This window comes from Pseudomonas sp. P1_C12 (assembly GCF_056406435.1).
The window spans coordinates 32,981-53,270 of sequence record NZ_JBFUAE010000011.1 but is presented as its reverse complement, the minus strand read 5'-3'; the positions used below and the strand labels follow the sequence as shown (position 1 = coordinate 53,270).

The following is a 20,290-nucleotide window of genomic DNA, read 5'->3' as shown; positions in this document are numbered from 1 at the left end:
CTACAAGGTTCTTCGGTGTTCACAAAACCTGTGGGAGCGGGCTTGCCCGCGATGGGGACCTACCCTTCACTGCAAAAATTCAGGAAAAAAAACCCCGCATCTTTCGATGCGGGGCTTTTTCATTCAACGCCTGATCAGGCAGCCGGTTCCAGCTCGGCGGCGACAGCGGCAGGCACTACCGCTTGACCGCTCAACGCCAGGTCCAGCAGTTCGCGGTTGGCCACCGCGTACATGGCGTAGTCGGTGCCGCTGGCAGCACGGATTTCCACCAGCATGACGCGCCAGCGTTCGATCATGCTCTCGTGCTGATCCATCCACAGCGCCAGGCGTGTTTCCACGTCCCGGGTACCATCGCCCTGTTGCAGGACCGAGATGGTGATCGCACGTTGCTGCCAGTCGACGTCATCGCGGAACGCTTCACGGGCCAGGGCCTGCCAGTTGTTTTCAACCGGCAGAGCGCTGATCTGTTGGATGTACCAGGTGATGTCCAGCGCGCTGCCCACGGCGAAGTAGGCCTTGGCCACCTCTGCCGGGTCCTGGCCAGTCACGTCGGAAGCCTCGATGATCGGCAGCAGGGTATACAGGTGCGAGGTGCCAGCCACCATACGCGCCAGAAGCTCCGGAACACCGGCTTCGACGTAAGCCTGATAACGGCTCTGCCAGTTTTCACGGATCTCGCCACTGAGCAGCTCGTCGAGCTTCAGACCCAACTCCTTCAGGTGCGGACCGAAGTGCGCGACGTCACGTGCAGCGTTCTGCTCGTTGCGACGGGCACGCAGGAACCAGCGCGTGGCGCGGCGGCCCAGACGCATCAGCTCGTCCATCAGCTCCAGTTGCACGTCGGCGGAGACCTGGTAGTCCAGGTTCTCGATCTGACGGAACCAGTGCGGGAGGTGGAAAATGTCGCGCACGATCACGTAGGCGCCGGCCACGTTCGCCGGGCTCATGCCGGTCGACTCTTTGAGTCGCTGAACGAATGTGATGCCCATGTGGTTGACCAGGTCGTTGGCGATCTGGGTGCTGACGATTTCGCGCTTCAGACGGTGACGACGCATCGCCGCGGAGAACTTGCTCACCAGGGTTGGCGGGAAAGCGGTTTCCATGTCGCGGGTCAGGTAGTCGTCGTCCGGCACCAGGGAGCCCAGCAGCTGCTCCTTGAGGTCGATCTTGCTGTACGAGATCAGCACCGACAGCTCGGCACGGGTCAGGCCATGGCCTGCCGCGATGCGCTCGTTGATTGCATCTTCGGCCGGCAGGAACTCGATGGCGCGATCCAGCTTGCCACGGCCTTCCAGGTCGTTCATCAGGCGCTTGTATTCGGCAATCCGCGGCAAGGCGCGACGGGCTGCCAGGGACAGGGCCTGAGTCTGCTTGTAGTTGTTGCCCAGCACCAGACCACCGACTTCGTCGGTCATGCTCGCCAGCAACTGGTTACGTTGCTTGTCGGTCATGTCGCCGGCCTGAACCACTTCGTTCAGCAGGATCTTGATGTTCACTTCGTGGTCGGAGCAGTCCACGCCACCGGCGTTGTCGATGAAGTCGGTGTTGGATCCGCCGCCATTGAGGCCGAACTCGACGCGACCCAGTTGGGTCATGCCCAGGTTACCGCCCTCGCCCACGACTTTGCAGCGCAGTTCGTTGCCGTTCACGCGCAGTGCATCGTTAGCCTTGTCGCCGACATCGGCGTGGCTTTCACTGCTGGCTTTGACGTAAGTACCGATACCACCGTTCCACAGCAGATCCACCGGAGCCTTGAGCAAGGCGTTCAGCAGTTCGGTCGGGGTCAGCTTGTCGGCCTGGATATCGAAGCGCTCTTGCATCTGCGGGGAAATCGCGATGCTTTTCGCGCTGCGCGAGAAGATGCCGCCGCCTTCAGACATGATGCTCGTGTCGTAGTCCGACCAGGCCGAACGCGGCAGGTCGAACAGGCGCTGACGCTCGGCGAAGCTCGATGCCGTCTCCGGGTTCGGGTCGATGAAGATGTGCAGGTGGTTGAACGCTGCGACCAGTTGCAGCTTGTCGGACATCAGCAAGCCGTTACCGAACACGTCACCGGCCATGTCGCCGACGCCCACCACCGTGATGCTGTCTTCCTGGACATTGATGCCGCGCTCGCGGAAGTGGCGCTGTACGCCGACCCACGCGCCCTTGGCGGTGATGCCCATCTTCTTGTGGTCGTAACCGGCCGAACCACCGGACGCAAACGCGTCACCCAGCCAGAAGCCGTAGTCGATGGCAATGCCGTTGGCGATGTCGGAGAAGGTCGCAGTGCCCTTGTCCGCAGCCACTACCAGGTACGGGTCATCGTCGTCATGACGCACGACGTTGGCCGGCGGCACCAGGGCGCCGTCCTTCAGGTTGTCGGTGATGTCCAGCAGGCCGGAAATGAAGATGCGGTAGCAGGCGATGCCCTCGGCCGCGATCTCGTCACGGCTGCCGCCCAGTGGCAGGCGACGCGGCAGGAAGCCGCCCTTCGCACCCACCGGTACGATCACCGAGTTCTTCACTTGCTGGGCTTTTACCAGGCCCAGGACTTCGGTACGGAAGTCTTCTTCACGGTCGGACCAGCGCAGGCCGCCACGAGCCACGTTGCCGAAGCGCAGGTGCACGCCTTCGACGCGCGGCGAGTAGACGAAGATTTCGAACTTCGGTACCGGCTTGGGCAGCTCGGGAATCAAGTGTGGGTTGAACTTGAAGCTGAAGTACGACTTGTTATGGCCGTTGGCATCGGTCTGGTAGAAGTTGGTGCGCAGGGTGGCCTTGATCAGGTCCAGGTAGCGACGCAGGATGCGGTCTTCGTTCAGTACCTGAACGTCGTCCAGCGCGCTGAGAATCGCGTGTTCCAGGCGTTGCTGCTTGTCGTCCAGATCGTCGCTGGCCAGCTTGCGTGCCAGGTAGAAACGGGTCTTGAACAACCGGGTCAACTCGCGGGCGATGTCGGTGTGGTTGTTCAGGGTGCTGGCGATATAGCCCAGGTCGAAGCCCAGACGGATCTGCTTCATGTAGCGGGCGTAGGCACGCAGCAGCGCCACGTCGCGCCATGGCAGGCCGGCGGTCAGTACCAGACGGTTGAACCCATCGTTCTCGGCATCGCCACGCACGATGTGGACGAATGCGTCCTGCAGCGTGTCGTTAAGCTGCTGGATGTCGAGTTCCAGGCCTTCGGCGGCAGTGAACGCGAAATCGTGAATCCAGAACTCGCGACCACTGTTGTGGCGCAGGCGGTACGGGAACTCACCCAGCACGCGCAGACCGAGGTTTTCCAGGATTGGCAAAACGTCGGACAGCGCCAGCGGGGTATCGGCGTGATACAGCTTGCAATGCAGTTCGCGCTGGCCGGACACCTGGCCCAGCGGCTGGTAGAAGCTCATCACCAGCGGATTTTTTTCGCTCAGGCTCAGCAGGTGCTGCATGTCGACCACAGCCGAGTGGGCTGCGAAACGCTCGCGGTAGCCGGCCGGGAAGCCTTTCGGGAAGTCGGCCAGCACGTTGGTGCCGTGGGCTTCGCCGAAGCTTTCGACGGTCAGGGCGGCGTAGTCGTCCTGCCAGCTGCGGCAGGCCTGCACCACTTCTTTTTCCAGCAGCAGCGGGTCGATGTCGAGGCGGTTTTTCGGGTCGACGCGCAGGATCAACTGCACGCGGGCCAGCACGGACTCGGAGAAGAAGGTCCAGAACTCGCAGTCAGTGGCTTTCAGGCGATCCATCAGCACTTGCTGGATCTTCTGGCGCACTTCGGTGGAATAGATGTCACGCGGCACGTAGGCCAGGCAGTAGCAGAAACGGCCGTACGGGTCTTTGCGCAGGAACACGCGAATCTTGTTGCGTTCCTGGATCTGCACGATCGACATCACGGTGCTGAACAGCTCGTCCACCGGGGTCTGGAACAGGTCGTCGCGCGGCAGCACTTCGAGCACCTGCGCCAGTTCCTTGCCCAAGTGAGCCTTGGCCTGGAAGCCGGAGCGGTGTTCGATTTCCTCGACCTTGCGGCGGATGTACGGGATCACCCGCACGCTCTCGCCATACACCGACGAGGTGTACAGGCCCATGAAACGGCATTCCTTGATGACCTTGCCATTGGCGTCGATTTCGCGGATCGACACGTAGTCCGGGTAAGCCGGACGGTGCACACGGCTTGGGTGCGCGGCCTTGGCGAACGTCAGCAGGGTCGGTTCGCGCAGGTAGTTCACGGCGTAGTCTTCGATGCGCAGGTCATCGTAGGTCAGGCCGGCGCGCAGCAGCTTGGTCAGGCCAAGGAAGGAGTCATTGTCGTAGACGATGTGGCCGCCATCGGCTTCATCGCTGACCACGAACTCTTCGTAGCCGAGGAAGGTGAAGTGGTTGCCCACCAGCCATTCCAGAAAGCTCTTGATTTCGTTCTTTTCGTCGGCATCGACGGCGAACTGGCTGTTGTCCAGCTTGGTCAGGATGTCCTGGACCTTGGCCTTCATCGGCTCGAAATCGCCAACGGCAACGCGGACTTCACCGAGCACCTGCTCCAGCTCTTTGCTCAGGACATTGAGCTCGGCAGTGTTGGCGCAGCGGTCGATTTCCAGGTACATCAGCGACTCTTGCTGAATGTCGTCGCCCTGGGTGCCTTTAGGCAGGATTTCCAGCAACTCGCCCTTGCTGCCACGACGCACGCTGAGCACGGTGGTTTGCAGGGTATGGATGCTGTAACCGCGGCGGTTCAGTTCGGTACGCACCGAGTCCACCAGGAATGGCAGGTCGTGGTGCAGCACTTCGACCGCGGTGTGGGTCGACTGCCAGCCGTGGCGTTCGTAATCGGGGTTGTAGACGCGCACTTGCGGCTGCGCGTGATCGAAGCGCTCAAGCAGGCGCCACGCAGAAAGGGTGCAGCCAGCAAGGTCGGACAACCGACGCTGCGTCAGCTCGTCAAGGGAAATGATGCCGAAGAATTGTTCAGCGAACAGCGCCACTTGTGGCAGTGCCTGTTCACTGATGTGCTGCGCCAGTGCCGCTTGCAGTTGGTGCTGGAAGTCGGCTTTGCTGGCTGCGGTGAAGAACGCCATCTGTGGTACTCCGCTTGGGCTTGTTATTGATGGAAGCGTCGCGTGCAAAACCCCTGTTCGGGGCTACCCGTCACCCTGTTCCTGATTCTCGGGCAGAGGAAACAGGGTGACAGGTGGGTGAAGCTGGACGAGACACTCAAGTCACATTCACCTTCCGTGAATGGGCATCTGCAAAAACGACTGGGCCGGGTGCAGCGCAATGTCTTTACGGGTGCTCATCCGTTGCGCAGCTTAACGAGTGCGGCAAGGCCCATGCTTGCGGTGCTGCGACATATTCGGTCATCGGTACGCAGCTCAAGGCACGCGCATCGAACAACACTAGCATTCGCACAGAAAAATGACGGTTATTTGTCCGGTTTTACGGGACATGCGTACCAGAAATGACCAGCAACACTCTGGCCGTTCGCAACCCGGCCATTCACACGTGGACGAGCAGAAATGTGCGCGGGCTGGCAGAATCGCCCTTTGTTGCGTTTACCACGCCCGCCGGGCCAGGAATTTCCCATGAAAATGAATACCGCCCTCTTGATCGTCAACCCTTGCGACGACGAAGAAGACAACATGGCCATGCTCTGCTGCCACAGCGACCAGGGCGAAATGTTCCTGATGAGCCGCTACCCGGACGAAGACGAGCTGGAAATCACTCTGGACGGTGAGCCTTCGACCCTTGATGGCGTGAAAGTCACGCTCAGCCCTTCCCTGCTGAAGATAGAAATTGCGGCGGCGGACGCAGATGCGCTTAATGGGGATGATGTGCTTGAGATCACCTTTGATGCTGATATGACGGACCTGGCCGAAGTGGAAGAAACCTTGCAGAACATACTGAAGGGGACTGGAACCTATATCAGCCAGATTTGAGGTGTTTGATCTGCCCTCATCGCGAGCAGGCTCACTCCTGCAATTGATCGTCGTACACCGTCAATGTAGGAGTGAGCTGCTCGCGATGGGGCCGGCACAGCCACCCAATCACTCCCCTGCTACAAAAATCCAGCAATTACCCCAATCATTTCCCGCACTTTGCGCAAAATGCCGTTAGTCGCCGCCCCCCGCGATGGATTAAAGTAACGCCCCCAGCCCTGGCGTATTTCGAACGTCCTCGGCCACCCTTTTGCAGGAACAGTCATCGATGGAACATCGTGAAGCGCTGCTCGCGCTGCGAACCTTTCTTTCAACGCAGATTCTCGGCCAGGAAAAACTCATCGAGCGCTTGCTCATCGCCCTGCTCGCTGACGGCCACATGCTGGTCGAGGGCGCCCCTGGCCTGGCCAAGACCAAGGCCATCAAAGAACTCGCCGAAGGCATCGAAGCTCAGTTCCACCGCATCCAGTTCACCCCTGACCTGTTGCCAGCCGACATTACCGGTACGGAAATCTACCGCCCGGAAACCGGCAGCTTCGTGTTCCAGCAAGGCCCGATCTTCCACAACCTGGTATTGGCGGACGAAATCAACCGTGCCCCGGCCAAGGTCCAGTCGGCGCTGCTCGAAGCCATGGGCGAGCGGCAAGTCAGTGTCGGGCGCAGCACCTATGAGCTGTCGCCACTGTTCCTGGTGATGGCCACGCAGAACCCTATCGAGCAGGAAGGCACCTACCCGCTGCCCGAAGCCCAGCTCGACCGCTTCCTGATGCACGTGAAGATCGGTTTCCCGGACGCGACGGTTGAACGCAAGATCCTGCAACAGGCCCGTGGCGAAGCCCTGAACGGCGAAGCCAAGCCTGAGCGGCGGGTTACCCAGCAGACGATCTTCGCCGCGCGCAAGGAAATCCTCGGCTTGTACATGGCCGACGCCGTGGAGGAATACCTGGTGCAGTTGGTCATCGCCACCCGCACCCCGGCCAAGTTCGATCCGGAAATGGCCGAGTGGATCGCCTACGGCGCCAGCCCGCGCGGTTCGATTGCCCTGGACCGCTGCTCCCGCGCCCACGCCTGGCTGGCCGGGCGCGACTTCGTCAGCCCGGAAGATATCCAGGCCGTGCTGTTCGACGTGCTGCGCCATCGCATCATCCTTTCCTTTGAAGCTGAAGCCGCTGGCATCGACCAGGACCGGGTGGTCCAGCGGATTCTCGACGTCGTAGCCGTCGCTTGACCCCGATGAACGCCAGCCTGCCGCCCGAGCCGGGCATCCGTGTCAGCCTCGCCGACCTGATCGAGATGCGCCATCGCGTGCGCGAAGTGCAGCTGTTTTCCACGCCGAGCCAACGCAGCCCGCTGATCGGCCTGCACCATTCCAAATTGCGCGGCCGTGGCGTCGACTTCGATCAAGTGCGGGTCTATCAGGCCGGCGACGATGTGCGCACCATTGACTGGCGCGTGACCGCACGCACCCAGGAGCCTCACACCAAGCTGTTCCACGAAGAACGTGAGCGGCCGATTTTCATCATGGTCGAGCAAAGCCGTCGTCTGTTTTTTGGCTCGGGCCTGATGTTCAAGTCAGTGCTCGCCGCACAAGCCGCGAGCCTCATCGGTTGGGCAGCCCTGGGGCATAACGACCGGGTCGGCGGGCTGGTCTATGGCGACAATCAGCACTACGAAATCAAGCCTCGGCGCAGCAAGCAAAGTCTGCTGCAACTGCTCAACCGGCTGGTGCGGGTCAATCAGTCGCTGAACAGCGAAAGCGAGCCGGACCGTGATGCCTTTGGTATCGCCCTGCGCCGCGCCCGGGAAGTGTCCCGCCCGGGCAGCCTTGTCATTGTGATTTGCGATGAACGCGCGCTATCGGAAAGCGCCGAGCAACAGCTGAGCCTGTTATCGCGTCATTGCGACCTGTTGCTGCTGCCGGTGTCCGACCCGCTGGATCATGCCCTGCCCGCCGCGGGACTTTTGCGTTTCGCCGAGCGCGGAGCACAACTGGAACTCGATACGCTGAATTTCGACCTGCGCCAGACTTACCGGGCCCAGGCCGAAGCGCGCATCGCTCGCTGGGAGCTGCTCGCGCAGAAACTGCGCGTCTTGCTGATGCCCCTGAGTACCCAGAGCGAAATGGTCGAACAACTGCGCGAGTACCTGAACCCACAAAAGCCGGGGAAAGGTCGATGAGCGGACTGGAACAACTGCAACCGCTGATTTCTCCCCCGCCGATCGACTTTTGGCCGCCTGCGCCGGGCTGGTGGTTACTGCTGTTAGTGCTGCCGCTAGCCGGTTTCGGGCTGTGGAAGCTACGGCATTTCATTCCTCGTAAACGCCCCGTGGTGCGCGCCGAACAGCCGCTGGACCCGGTTCGCCTGGCTGCACTGGCCGAACTGGCGCTGATGCCCAAGCCGTATGACGGAGCACCGGCCGGTGCCTGGCTGCAGCAACTCAACGGTTTGCTCAAACGCCTGTGCCGCAACCATTACCCCTACAGCCAGAGCCACACCCTCAACGGCCGCAAATGGCTGGCGTTCCTCGACAACCGCTGCCCGGCGGCCGGGCTGACTCGCTGGATGGTGCTTGTGGAAGGCGCCTACAAACCCGAATGCAAGCTCGACGACAAGGCGATCGCCGGCCTGACCCAGGCCGTCGACACATGGATTCGCAAGCATGTTTGAATTTGCCTGGCCGTGGATTTTTGCCCTTCTGCCGCTGCCGTGGCTGATGCGCATCGTATTGCCGGTGGCCGACAGTGGCGAACCGGCACTCAAGGTCAGCTTCCTGAGCGATCTCGAAGGCCTCGCCGGGCGTCGCGCCCGGGCCAACCTGCCGGCATGGCGCCAACAGACGCCGTTCATTTTGCTGTGGCTGTTACTGCTGGTCGCGGCGGCGCGCCCGCAGTGGCTCGGCGAACCCTTGCCGATCGCCGCCAGCGGTCGCGATCTGCTGGTCGCGGTGGACGTTTCCGGCTCCATGGATTTCCCTGACATGCAGTGGCAGGACGAAGATGTGAGTCGACTGTCGTTGGTCCAGCACCTGCTCGGCGACTTCCTCGAAAGTCGCGAAGGTGACCGCGTCGGCCTGATCCTGTTTGGCAGCCGGGCCTACCTGCAGGCACCGCTGACCTTCGACCGCCACACCGTACGCGCCTGGCTCGACGACGCGCGCATCGGCATTGCCGGCAAAAACACCGCCATCGGCGATGCTATCGGTCTGGCCCTCAAACGCCTGCGTTTGCGTCCGGCAACAAGCCGCGTGCTGATACTGGTCACCGACGGCGCCAACAATGGCGGTGAAATCGATCCGCTCACCGCCGCCCGACTGGCGGCCCAAGAAGGTGTGAAAATCTACCCGATCGGCATCGGTGCCGATCCGGAACAAAGTGGCTCCGTGGGGTTCCTCGGTGTCAATCCGAGCCTGGACCTCGACGAGCCGTCCCTGAAAGCCATTGCCGAAGCCACCGGCGGCCAGTATTTCCGCGCCCACGATGGCAAGGAACTGCAATCGATCAAGGACACCCTTGACCAACTGGTGCCCGTGGCCCAACAACCTACCCAGGCCCGCCCGACTCAAGCGTTGTATCACTGGCCGCTCGCCTTGGCGCTGTGCTTGAGCATACTGCTGGTGGTTCCCGTACTCTGGCCGGACAACCCGTTGCAACGCCTGTTTACCAAGGATCTGTATTTGCAAACGCAATTGCTGTCCGACTGGCGCCAGCGTCTTAAACGCCTGCGTCTGCGGAGGCGCCGATGAGTGCGCTGTGGCCCTACTGGTTCCGGCCCTGGTGGTTACTGTTGCTGCCGGTGCTTGGCTGGTTGCTCTGGCAACTCTGGCACCGCAAGAAGCGCGCCGGGCGCTGGCAGATGATCCTGCCGCCGGCCTTTCACTCGACACTGCTCAGCGGTGGCAGTGGTCGCGACAGTAAACTGCCCTGGGTCGCGCTCGGCGTGGCGTGGCTGTTGACCGTGCTCGCGCTGTTGGGCCCGGGTTGGGAACGCGTCGAGCAAACCAGCCAGAAACCCGCGGACCCGTTGGTGGTGGTTCTTGAACTGACCCCGGAAATGCTCGCCACCGACGTCACGCCCAATCGGCTGGAACAGGCACGACGCAAGCTGCTTGACCTGCTGCAGATCCGCAGCGACGCGCAAACCGCCATCGTCGTCTACGCCGGCAGTGCCCACACGCTGGTACCGCTGTCGGATGATCTTTCCACCAGCCGCAACCTGTTGGATGCACTGAAACCGTCGTTGATGCCTGAACCCGGTCATCGCGCCGATCTTGCGGTGCTCAAGGCCCTGGCGCTGCTCGAACAGGCGGCTTTGGGCGACGGCCGGATCCTGCTGATTGGTTCGTCCCTGACCGAACCAGAGCGGCTGGGCATCCGTCGCGCGCTGAACGGCAAATCGACTCAGTTCCTGATGCTCGGCATCGGCACCGCCGAAGGCTCGCCGATCACCCAGGAGGACGGCAGCTTCCTCAAGGATGAACAAGGCGCCATTCTCGTGCCGCGCCTCGACGAGCCCGGCCTGAAAGGTTTTGCCAACGACCTGGATGGGCGCTATCGCCAGGCGCGCCTGGACGATAGCGACCTGCACGCCCTTGGCCTGCTCGACGGTCCACGCAATTTGCGCAACGACGGTCAGACCTTGCGCCTCGATACCTGGGCCGACCAGGGTTACTGGCTGCTGCTGCCACTGTTGCTGCTCGCGGCCTGCGCAGGACGTCGTGGTTGGTTGCTGTGTCTGCCGCTGCTATTCGCGCTACCGCAACCCAGCTATGCCTTCGACTTCGCTGACCTGTGGCTGCGTCCTGATCAACAAGGCGTGCAATTGATCAAGCACAAGCGTCCGGCGGAGGCCGCCCGGCGCTTCGAAGACCATCAGTGGCAAGGCGTGGCGCTCTATGAAGCCGGAGACTACGCCGGCGCCGCCGAGCGGTTCGCTGAAGGCAACGATGCCCATGCCCACTACAATCGGGGCAACGCCCTGGCCAAAAGTGGTGAGCTGGAGGCCGCCCTGGACGCTTATGAACAGGCACTGGAACGTCAACCTGATTTGCGTCCGGCACTGACCAACAAGGCGCTGGTGGAACGTCTGCTCAAGGAGAAAAACACTCCACCCGCTCCTGAGCCAGACGCAGCCAGCAACGCCCGGCCCGAAGCCGAATCGCAGGAACCACCGCCCGGTGCTGCTGCCCAACCCTCGAGCAGCGAAGATGGGCAACCGCCCAGCCCGGGTGAGCAACAACCGCCCACCACACCGCCGAAACCGGGGACCAACGAAGTACCAGGCAGCGAACTGGGTGACGAACAACACACCACACCACCCTTGCGCCCGGCCACCGACGGCATCGAAGGTGAACAGCGCCAGGCACTGGAGCAGTGGCTGCGGCAGATTCCGGATGACCCTGGTGAACTGCTCAGGCGCAAATTCTGGTACGAACAGCAACAACATCAGGATCAGGAAGAAACTCGATGACCCGCTTCACCGTTTTATTGCTCGCGCTGTTGCATGGCCTGTTGTTCTGCACCGCCCAGGCGCAGGCAGCAGAGCTGGTCGCCAGTGTGGACCGCAGTCGCCTCAGCTCAGGCGAGACGGTCGAGCTGACCCTGGAATCCACCGATGTCACTCAGTTCGGCAAACCCGACCTGACACCGCTGGAGCCGTTGTTCGAAGTGCGCGGCACACGCCAGGTCAACCAGTTGAACACCCTAAGCGGCGAAAACCAGGCTGCCACGCGGTGGATCGTCACCCTCCTGCCCCGGCAAAACGGCAGCGTGGTGATTCCGGCACTGCAACTGGGCGAACTGCAGAGCCAGCCGATCGCCCTGCAAGTGGTCGAGAGCGAGACACCGGACAACCCGAACAAACGGGCCCCGGTGTTCATCGATGCCAGCCTCGATCAAACCAGTGTGTACGTACAGGCCCAGGCGGTCCTGACCCTGCGTATCTACCATTCGGTGTCGCTGTACGACGACAGCAGCCTGCCACCCTTGCAGATACCTGACGCACGTATCGAACAATTGGGCGACTCACGCACCTACGAAAAAGACATCGATGGTCAGCGCCACGGCGTGATCGAAATGCGCTATGCGATCTACCCGCAACACAGCGGCGAACTGATTATTCCGGCGCAGGTCTTCAACGCCGCGCTGGTCGATGCGCAACCGACACAGGACGCCACCCAAGGGCCGAAATCCGGCAAGCTGATGCCCGTCACCTCGAGCGAATTGCTGTTGACGGTCAAGGCCAAACCCATCACCTATCCGGCCGACGCACCCTGGCTGCCCGCACGCAGCCTGAGCCTGAGCGAGAGCTGGAACCCGGAGCCGGATCACACCCAGGTCGGCGATTCACTGACCCGCAGCCTGACGGTGGAGGCCGAAGGCTTGTCCAGCACCCAACTGCCACCGCTGCCCGGCACCGATGTCGGCGGCTTGCGCCGCTATCCGGATCAACCGGTGCTCGGCAACCAGAACAGCGAACGCGGCCTGGTCGGCAGCCGTGAAGACCGCGAGGCCCTGGTGCCGACAAGGACCGGCGCCATCGAGCTGCCCACTGTCGATGTGGTCTGGTGGAACACCTTCGAAGACCATCTGGAACACAGCAGCCTGCCCGCGCGCACCTTGCACGTGGCGGCCAATCCGAGCCTGGTGGTCGACACCCCGGCCAGCGCCTCACCGGTCGATGCCAGCGCCGACAGCGAAACGCTCTGGCGCTGGAAGCTCAGCACCTTGATTCTGGCCTGCACCACCCTGCTCGGCTTCGGCCTCTGGTGGCGTGGCCGCTGGCAACCGGCGGTGGCGCGCGCCGCTCAAACCGGCCCGAGCCCGCGCACCGTACTCGACGACCTCAAGCGCGCCTGCCAGGCCAACGACTCCCACGCCACCCGCCAGGCCCTCGACGCCTGGGCCCGGCAACAGCCGGAAACCCTGGCCGACATGGCCGCCCGCTTCGTGCCGCTGTCCAACGCCCTCGACGGCCTGAACGGCGCGCTGTACAGCGAAACCGGCCAGTACTGGCAAGGTGACGAGTTGTGGCGGGCGATCAAGGCAATCCCGATGGCCGAACGGGTGCAGGACCCGGTTGGTGACAGTGGGTTGCCGCCCCTTTATCCGAAGTAAAAAAAAGATCGCAGCCTGCGGGGAGCTGCCGCAGGCTGCGATCTTTTAAGGCTCTCCAGCCATTTACATTGAATCTGCCTACAGATCAGGTGTGTACTTTCCAAAGCACATTGTCGCCCTCTCCAGGCGCCCACTCCTCTACGTGTGCCGTATGTGCCTGAATGCAGGACCAGTTCTGTCCGCCGTGGCGCACCACGTCATTTTTTGCATACACAGTACCCAGCTTCCACGCCGGATACTCGCCCCCGCCACCCAGGGTTCTGACGCTCAGGACGTTACTGGACAACGAAAGCTTGTTGTTCAGGTCGCGGGCTTTCACCGCGTAACGGTATTGGGTGTCGGGTGAGAGGTCAGAGTCGTCAAAAGAGGTCTGAGCGGCGCTCACGGATTTGATGTGAATGCCGTCCCGTTCGATCAGGTAATCCATTATTGGCGCACTGCCGGTGGAGGCACCCCACATCAGGCTGACGCTTTGCGCAGTCTGGCTCATGCTGTGCAGGTTCGTCGGTGCGGTAGGTCCCTCTCCACCTTCTGGCAAGGTGTGCACTTGAATTGGCCGGCTCGACGCCGAGACATTGCCGTTATCATCGACTGCGCTGATGGCATAGTTGTACTGGGTTTCAGGCGCCACGCCGTTATCTGCAAAAGCAAGATTCGGAGTGTCCACATGAACCAAAAAGCTTCCGTTACGCAAAATGCGGTAGGAAGCGATCGGAAACGGGCCGGTTGCTGCATTCCATTGCAACAGTACCTGCTTGTCAGTGACCTTGACTGCGGCCAGTCCGGTCGGTGTATCAGGAAGTTCACCCCCGCCATCCGGTGGCAGAAAATTCAGATCAATCACTTGGTAAAAAGCCATCGAAGTGTTGGCAACTTCCCAAACCGCCAGACAGACCTGGTACCCATCCCGTTTCGGTAGTGGGACGGCATGCGTGGTGGGTGAAGTGGGCAACATTTGCTCGCCATGGGCCCAATGTGGTTGCAGGTTGATTTGCGCTGTGTAAAACGGTACGTCTTCAAACTGGCTGCGCGACAAGACCTCGTCAGGATCCCAATCTGCCTTCGTCATGAAATAGTTCCAGCGCCGAGTAGCGTGCTTCGCGCTGAAATGCCAGGAAATATCCAGCGTTTCGCCACCTCTCACATCATGTTTTTGCCAGTGACTTCCTGGTTCATCCAGTAATGCGCCGGTCAGTTGATCCGCACTGGCAATTTTTCCATCCGGAGGTGGTGGGACGTTGGCTACATCATCTTTTGCAAAAGCATCTACCACTCCGCCGGAGGTGAGCGGAAAAAATTTTCCGGACTCGCGTTGATTCAAGGCCCCTTCGTCCAGTCGCCCCGCAAGCCATTCGAAATGAGCCCGTGAAGAGGGGGAAAAAACGTGGCCATGTTTCGGACTGTTACTTCTACTGATAGCGTTCGGGCGATCCTGTGACATAGTGTTTCTCCATTAAGGTAGCTTCGATAATCTTCGAATCACATGTAACGCCCTAACCACTTCAGGCACCGCACGACCTACCTCGCCTCCCTTCTATTGAAAGGCACATCCTGTCGATTGCACCGCAAGGCTCCATGCTCGAATCCATTAAATACCCCGCTCGCTGGTACGCCTACTGACAGATCTGACAGTAGGGACAGGCGGTCGCAAGTTTTCCTGCCGACTGAAAGCGTTGTGGCCTTTCAAAGGTGTTCTGCAACCACAGTCTTTTGTCAGTAAACTCTCTCCCCTTTCGCCGCCTTCATTTTTCCCGCGGCCATTACCTATTTTGTAGCGGAGTTCGCCTTGCGCTTGTTTCACACCTCCGACTGGCACCTCGGGCAGAACCTGCACGGCCAGGATCGCGATTTCGAACACGGCTGTTTTCTCGAATGGCTGCTGCGCCAGCTGAAACTGGATCAACCGGATGTGCTGTTGATCGCCGGCGACATCTTCGACACGGTCAATCCGCCGGTCAAAGCCCAGGAGCGCCTCTACGACTTCATCGTCAGCGCCCACGAACAGCAGCCGTTGCTGACCATCGTGATGATCGCCGGCAACCACGATTCCGGCTCACGGATCGAACTGCCCGCGCCTTTGATGCGGCGCTTGCGCACCCATGCCCTCGGTCGTGTGTTGTGGCTGGATGACGGGCAACTGGATGCCGAACGCCTGTTGCTGCCCTTGCCCGATGCCAGCGGTGAAATCGCCGGCTGGTGCCTGGCGCTGCCATTCCTGCGCCCGGCGGAGGTCACCGGCGCGCATTTGGGCGACAACTATTTGCGTGGGATCGGTCAGGTTCACGAGTGGCTGATCGAAGCGGCCAACGCCAAGCGCCAGCCGGGTCAGGCACTGATCGCCATCAGCCACGCGCACATGGCGGGCGGCTCGGTGTCGGAAGACTCCGAGCGCAGCCTGATCATCGGCAACGCCGAAGCCCTGCCCGCCAGCCTGTTCGGGCCGAGCATCAGCTACGTAGCCCTCGGCCACTTGCACAAGCCGCAGAAGGTCAACGGCGAGGAGCGCATCCGCTACAGCGGCTCGCCGATTCCGCTGTCGTTTTCCGAGATCAGCTATCAGCACCAGATTCTCGACATCAAGCTCGACGGCGAGACCCTGCTCAGCGTCGAGCCGAAACTGATCCCCCGCGCGGTCAACCTGCAACGCATCGGCCCGGCGCCATTGAGCGAGATCCTGTTGCAACTGGCGGACCTGCCGAACATCGACCTGTTGGCCGACATCCAGCGCCAGCCATGGCTGGAGGTGCGGGCGCGCCTCGACGAGCCGCAGCCCGACCTGCGCAATCAAGTGGAAACCGCCCTGCAAGGCAAGGCCGTGCGCCTGGTGCGCATCGCCGCCGAGTACGCCGGCAACGGCGGCCGTGACGGTGCCGACGAAGGCAGCACGCTGATCGAACTGGACCAGCTCACGCCTCAGGAACTGTTCAACCGCGCCTGGCAGGACAACTACGGCAGCGAGGTCGACGAGCAGACCCTCAAGGACTTCGCCGAGCTGTTGCAGGACGTGCAGATGGAGAGCGAACAGCCATGAAAATCCTCGCGATCCGCCTGAAAAACCTCGCCTCCCTGGCCGGGCCGTTTGAAATCGACTTCACCGCCGAACCCCTGGCCAGTGCCGGACTGTTCGCCATCACCGGCCCCACCGGCGCTGGCAAAAGCACCTTGCTCGATGCCTTGTGCCTGGCGCTGTTTGGCGCTGTACCGCGCCTGAACAACACCGGCCGTGACGCCAAGGTGCCGGACGCCGACGGCGAGATCGGTACCGGTGACCCGCGAACCCTGCTGCGTCGCGGCACGGGTGAAGGCTATGCGGAAGTGGATTTCGTCGGTGTCGACGGCCGCCGTTACCGCGCCCGCTGGGAAGCCAATCGCGCTCGGGACAAGGCAGGCGGCAAGCTACAGGCCAGCCGCCAGAGCTTGCGTGACATCGATCAGGATCAATTGCTCGCCAGCCAGAAAGGCGATTACAAGACTCAGCTCGAAGCCGCGCTGGGCCTGAATTTCGAACAGTTCACCCGCGCGGTGATGTTGGCGCAAAGCGAGTTCAGCGCCTTCCTCAAGGCCGACGACAACGACCGCAGCGAATTGCTGGAAAAACTCACCGACACCGCGCTCTACACCCGCCTCGGCCGTCGGGCCTTCGACAAGACCAAGGAAGCCCGCGAGGCCCACAAACTGCTGCAGGATCAGGCCAGCGGCGTGACGCCGCTGGCGCCCGAAGCCCGCGCGGAACTGGATCAGCGTTTCAACGAAGCTCAGCAGCAACTCAAGGCCCGACAGGCTCAACTCAAGCAGCTTGAACTGCAGGACACCTGGCTCAAGGACCTGCGTCGCTTGCAGGACGAGCATCTGGCCGCCAGCGAACAACTGCTATCGGCCCAGACTCACTGGGAAGCCCTGACCAGCGAGCGCTTGAGGCTCACCCGCCTCGAACAGTTGGGCCCGCAACGGCACCAGTTCGCCCGTAAAGCCGAGGTCGACGGACTGCTGACGCCGTTGGCGGCGCACATTGCCTTGCATGCGCAGCAACATGGCGAACTCGGCGAGCGTCAGACGCAGCTCGAGCAACAGCTTAGCGACGCCCGGATCGCGTTGAACGAAGCGCAACAACGGCAAACCGCCAGCGCGCCGTTACTGCGCCAGGCCTTCGAAGCGCAAAGCACCCTCGCCCGCCTCGCCAAGGACACCGCCCTCAGTGCCGAGGCAAAGCAAAATGCCGAGCAGGCCTGCGGCCAGGGCCAGAGCACGATTCAGACCTTACTCGATCAGCAAACCCGTGGCGCCGGGGACTTGCAGCGCATTGCCACCGAGCTGGAGCAAAGCACTCATCTGGCACCGTTGAGCGATGCCTGGAATGCCTACCGCGATCGCCTGCAACAGTTGATGTTGATCGGTAACCGGTTGAATCAGGGCCAGGCCGAACTGGCCAGCCTCGAGCAAAACGCCACGAGCGCCGAACAAACGCTCAGCGCACAGAAGCAGCAACTGGAGGTGCTGTTCAAGGAGGCCGGCGCCGAACCGGATGCCGTCGCCGAGCAGATCGGCATCTTGGGCAGCCTGTTGCAGGACAACCGCAAGCAACTGCGCGCCGTCGAAGACCTTGCGCGCCTGTGGGCCAGCCAGCAGGACCTGGACAAACGCGGTGCCGAGCTGCAACAACGCCAGCTCACCGCGCAGCAGGAACGTGAACGCCTGACCCAGGACGGGGTCAAGGCCAAGGCTGATCTGAGCGTTGCCGAACAGACCCTCAACGTCACCCGCGAACTGCTGGAGCGCCAGCGTCTGGCGCGCAGTGCCAGTGTCGAAGAGCTGCGCGCGCAGTTGCAGGATGACCAGCCATGTCCGGTGTGCGGCAGCAACGAGCATCCCTATCATCAGCCTGAAGCCCTGCTGCAGAGCCTCGGCCGTTTTGATGAAAGCGAACAGGCCAACGCCCAGAAGGCCGTTGACCTGCTCAAGGAAAAACTCACCGACCTGCGTGCCGAAGTCGGCGGGTTGATCGCCCAGCAAAAGGAACTGCTGCAACAGCAGGAGCATCTGGCGACCCAACAGCAAGCCCTCGCCCCAAGTCTGGAAGCGCATCCGCTGGCTGCCCAACTGCTGAATCAGGACGCCGTCAAACGCGACGCCTGGCTCACCCAGCAAAACAGCCAGCTCAACCAGAGCATCAGCCAGGACGAGCAACGGCAGAGCGCGCTACTCACCCTGCAACAGGATGCCGCACGCCTGACCCAGCAACTGCGCCATGCCGAAACCGCGCACCAGCAAGCGACCCAGCACCTGGGCAACCAGCAACGCGAGCTGGGCAACGACCGTCAGCGCCTGGACGAAGAGCTCAACGCATTCGCCAATCTGCTGCCAGCTGAAACCCTGCAAGCGCTGCGCGTCGAACCGGCCGCGACCTTCATGCAGCTCGACCGGCAGATCGCCGAGCGCCTGGCGCAACTGGAACAACAAAAGGAAGAACTGGCCGAGCAGCAACAGCGCCAGCAAAACCTGGAGAAGGAACAGGATCGCCAGCAGAGCCGCGTGCAGCAATTGCAGGCCGCCGAACAGCAGTTCACCGGGCTGGCCGAGCAGCAACAGGCGAGTCAGCACACGCTCGGGCAATTACTCGGCGAACACAGCAGCGCCGAGCATTGGCAGCAGCAACTGGAACAGGCCGTGGAACAGGCGCGCAGCGCCGAAACCAGTACCGCGCAGACGCTGCAAAGCGTCGTTACGCAATCAGTACAAATCGCCGCCGAGCTCAAGGCCCAGCAAGAGCGCTTGCACGCACTGGAAGGCGAAGCGCATGAACTCGCCAGCAAGATCGGCGACTGGCGTGCCCGCCATCCCGAGCTGGATGACGATGGCCTCGAAGACCTTCTGCGGGTTGACGACACTCAGGTCAGCGAACTGCGCCAGCACTTGCAACACAGTGAAAAAGCCATCGAGCAAGCCAGCGTCCTGGTGCAGGAACGCGACAAGCGCCTGCTCGATCATCAAGCGCAACACAACGGCAACCTCGACGCCGAGCAACTGACCGCCGCACTGGTCGACCTGCAAAACCTGTCCGCCACCAGCGAGCAACACTGCGCCGAACTGCGTGCCGAGCAGGCCGAGGACCAGCGCCGGCAGAACGCCAATCAGGCCCTGGCGCAGCAGATTGCCGACGCTTACAGCGAGTATCAACGCTGGGCACGCTTGAATGCGTTGATCGGCTCCGCCACCGGCGACACCTTCCGCAAGATAGCCCAGGCCTACAACCTCGACCTGCTGGTGCATCACGCCAACGTGCAATTGCGCCAACTGGTGCGCCGCTATCGCCTCAAGCGCGGCGGCAGCATGCTCGGCTTGCTGGTGATGGACACCGAAATGGGCGACGAACTGCGTTCGGTGCATTCGCTGTCCGGTGGCGAGACGTTCCTGGTGTCGCTGGCACTGGCCCTTGGTCTGGCGTCGATGGCGTCGAGCACGCTGAAAATCGAATCGCTGTTCATCGACGAAGGTTTTGGCAGCCTCGATCCGGAATCCCTGCAACTGGCCATGGACGCCCTCGACGGCTTGCAGGCCCAGGGCCGCAAGGTCGCGGTGATTTCCCACGTACAGGAAATGCATGAACGGATTCCAGTGCAGATTCAGGTCCAACGCCAAGGCAACGGCCTGAGCACCCTGGAGGTGAAATGAACACCCTGTATTCCTTCCGCCGCTGCCCGTACGCCATGCGCGCACGCATGGCCCTGCGCTACTCGGGCGTCGCCGTGGACATCGTCGAAGTCAGCCTGAAGGCCAAGCCCGCCGAAATGCTCGCGCTGTCGGGCAAAGGCACGGTGCCGGTACTGAGCGCCGATGGCCGGGTGATCGACGAAAGCCTCGACATCATGCGCTGGGCCCTGGCCCAGAACGATCCGCAAGACTGGCTGCTCAAGGATGATCCTGTGGCAGCGGCGCAAATCGCCCCGCTGATCGAACAGAACGATCAGGTGTTCAAGGTGCACTTGAATCGCTACAAGTACGCCGAGCGTTATCCCGAGCAGCCGATGGCGGTTTATCGCGCCGAGGGCGAGGTATTTCTGCAAAGGCTGGATGAGTTGCTGGAGGGACGCGACTACTTGCTGGCCAGCCATCCAAGCCTGGCCGATGTGGCCTTGATGCCCTTCGTGCGCCAGTTCGCCCATGTCGACCGCGACTGGTTCGCGCAGACACCGTATCGGCGTTTGCAGGATTGGTTGCAGCGGTTTCTGGAGTCGGACTTGTTTACCGGTGTGATGCGCAAGTAAGCCCCCTCGCCACAAAAGCCCTCATC

At 61.8% G+C, this 20,290-nt stretch carries 12 protein-coding genes; 10 read left to right on the top strand and 2 right to left on the bottom strand.

Going from position 1 to position 20,290, the window contains the following annotated elements; all coding sequences use genetic code 11:
* Nucleotides 1-134: 134 nt before the first annotated feature.
* Nucleotides 135-5,030, bottom strand: a complete 4,896-nt coding sequence (locus AC1D19_RS19140; RefSeq protein ID WP_477764136.1) for an NAD-glutamate dehydrogenase — start codon at nt 5,028-5,030, stop codon at nt 135-137.
* A gap of 504 nt (nt 5,031-5,534) precedes the next feature.
* On the opposite strand from AC1D19_RS19140, the gene AC1D19_RS19135 reads away from it, so the two are divergent.
* From AC1D19_RS19135 to AC1D19_RS19105, 7 genes are all read left to right on the top strand, one after another.
* A complete protein-coding gene (locus tag AC1D19_RS19135; protein ID WP_477764135.1) occupies nt 5,535-5,888 on the top strand; it encodes a hypothetical protein in 354 nt (117 codons plus the stop codon).
* A gap of 268 nt (nt 5,889-6,156) precedes the next feature.
* Nucleotides 6,157-7,116, top strand: a complete 960-nt coding sequence (locus AC1D19_RS19130; protein WP_477764134.1) for an AAA family ATPase — start codon at nt 6,157-6,159, stop codon at nt 7,114-7,116.
* 5 nt (nt 7,117-7,121) lie between these two features.
* A complete protein-coding gene (locus AC1D19_RS19125) occupies nt 7,122-8,066 on the top strand; it encodes a DUF58 domain-containing protein (RefSeq protein WP_477754552.1) in 945 nt (314 codons plus the stop codon).
* The gene (locus AC1D19_RS19120; protein ID WP_477754553.1) at nt 8,063-8,557 is read left to right on the top strand and encodes a DUF4381 domain-containing protein; all 495 of its coding nucleotides are present in this window, start codon (nt 8,063-8,065) and stop codon (nt 8,555-8,557) included. The genes AC1D19_RS19125 and AC1D19_RS19120 overlap by 4 nt, the downstream gene beginning before the upstream one ends.
* Nucleotides 8,550-9,632, top strand: a complete 1,083-nt coding sequence (locus AC1D19_RS19115) for a vWA domain-containing protein (protein WP_477764133.1) — start codon at nt 8,550-8,552, stop codon at nt 9,630-9,632. The genes AC1D19_RS19120 and AC1D19_RS19115 overlap by 8 nt, the downstream gene beginning before the upstream one ends.
* Nucleotides 9,629-11,356 carry a VWA domain-containing protein gene (locus tag AC1D19_RS19110; RefSeq protein WP_477764132.1) on the top strand — a complete coding sequence of 576 codons (1,728 nt, stop codon included), beginning with the start codon at nt 9,629-9,631 and terminating at the stop codon, nt 11,354-11,356. Before AC1D19_RS19115 ends, AC1D19_RS19110 begins: the two co-directional genes overlap by 4 nt.
* Complete coding sequence (locus AC1D19_RS19105) at nt 11,353-13,002, top strand: BatD family protein (protein WP_477764131.1); 1,650 nt, start codon at nt 11,353-11,355, stop codon at nt 13,000-13,002. The genes AC1D19_RS19110 and AC1D19_RS19105 overlap by 4 nt, the downstream gene beginning before the upstream one ends.
* Nucleotides 13,003-13,087: 85 nt before the next feature.
* Here the strand turns inward: AC1D19_RS19105 and AC1D19_RS19100 are convergent, their stop codons facing one another.
* A complete protein-coding gene (locus tag AC1D19_RS19100; protein ID WP_477764130.1) occupies nt 13,088-14,443 on the bottom strand; it encodes a lytic polysaccharide monooxygenase in 1,356 nt (451 codons plus the stop codon).
* Nucleotides 14,444-14,788: 345 nt separating this feature from the next.
* On the opposite strand from AC1D19_RS19100, the gene AC1D19_RS19095 reads away from it, so the two are divergent.
* Genes AC1D19_RS19095 through AC1D19_RS19085 form a run of 3 tightly spaced genes read left to right on the top strand, consistent with a single transcriptional unit; the run spans nt 14,789 to nt 20,264 of the window.
* Complete coding sequence (locus tag AC1D19_RS19095; RefSeq protein ID WP_477764129.1) at nt 14,789-16,033, top strand: exonuclease SbcCD subunit D C-terminal domain-containing protein; 1,245 nt, start codon at nt 14,789-14,791, stop codon at nt 16,031-16,033.
* Nucleotides 16,030-19,671 carry an AAA family ATPase gene (locus AC1D19_RS19090; protein WP_477764128.1) on the top strand — a complete coding sequence of 1,214 codons (3,642 nt, stop codon included), beginning with the start codon at nt 16,030-16,032 and terminating at the stop codon, nt 19,669-19,671. Before AC1D19_RS19095 ends, AC1D19_RS19090 begins: the two co-directional genes overlap by 4 nt.
* Nucleotides 19,668-20,264 (top strand): glutathione S-transferase, encoded by a 597-nt coding sequence (locus tag AC1D19_RS19085; protein WP_477764127.1) that lies wholly within the window; start codon nt 19,668-19,670, stop codon nt 20,262-20,264. Before AC1D19_RS19090 ends, AC1D19_RS19085 begins: the two co-directional genes overlap by 4 nt.
* Nucleotides 20,265-20,290: the final 26 nt, after the last annotated feature.

Excerpts from the sequence above, each read along its gene's own strand:
- AC1D19_RS19105 (WP_477764131.1), top strand. The coding sequence starts at position 11,353 with ATGACCCGCTTCACCGTTTTATTGCTCGCGCTGTTGCATGGCCTGTTG.
- AC1D19_RS19085 (WP_477764127.1), top strand. The coding sequence starts at position 19,668 with ATGAACACCCTGTATTCCTTCCGCCGCTGCCCGTACGCCATGCGCGCA.
- AC1D19_RS19090 (WP_477764128.1), top strand. The coding sequence starts at position 16,030 with ATGAAAATCCTCGCGATCCGCCTGAAAAACCTCGCCTCCCTGGCCGGG.
- AC1D19_RS19110 (WP_477764132.1), top strand. The coding sequence starts at position 9,629 with ATGAGTGCGCTGTGGCCCTACTGGTTCCGGCCCTGGTGGTTACTGTTG.
- AC1D19_RS19135 (WP_477764135.1), top strand. The coding sequence starts at position 5,535 with ATGAAAATGAATACCGCCCTCTTGATCGTCAACCCTTGCGACGACGAA.
- AC1D19_RS19130 (WP_477764134.1), top strand. The coding sequence starts at position 6,157 with ATGGAACATCGTGAAGCGCTGCTCGCGCTGCGAACCTTTCTTTCAACG.
- AC1D19_RS19120 (WP_477754553.1), top strand. The coding sequence starts at position 8,063 with ATGAGCGGACTGGAACAACTGCAACCGCTGATTTCTCCCCCGCCGATC.
- AC1D19_RS19140 (WP_477764136.1), bottom strand. The coding sequence starts at position 5,030 with ATGGCGTTCTTCACCGCAGCCAGCAAAGCCGACTTCCAGCACCAACTG.
- AC1D19_RS19115 (WP_477764133.1), top strand. The coding sequence starts at position 8,550 with ATGTTTGAATTTGCCTGGCCGTGGATTTTTGCCCTTCTGCCGCTGCCG.
- AC1D19_RS19100 (WP_477764130.1), bottom strand. The coding sequence starts at position 14,443 with ATGTCACAGGATCGCCCGAACGCTATCAGTAGAAGTAACAGTCCGAAA.
- AC1D19_RS19125 (WP_477754552.1), top strand. The coding sequence starts at position 7,122 with ATGAACGCCAGCCTGCCGCCCGAGCCGGGCATCCGTGTCAGCCTCGCC.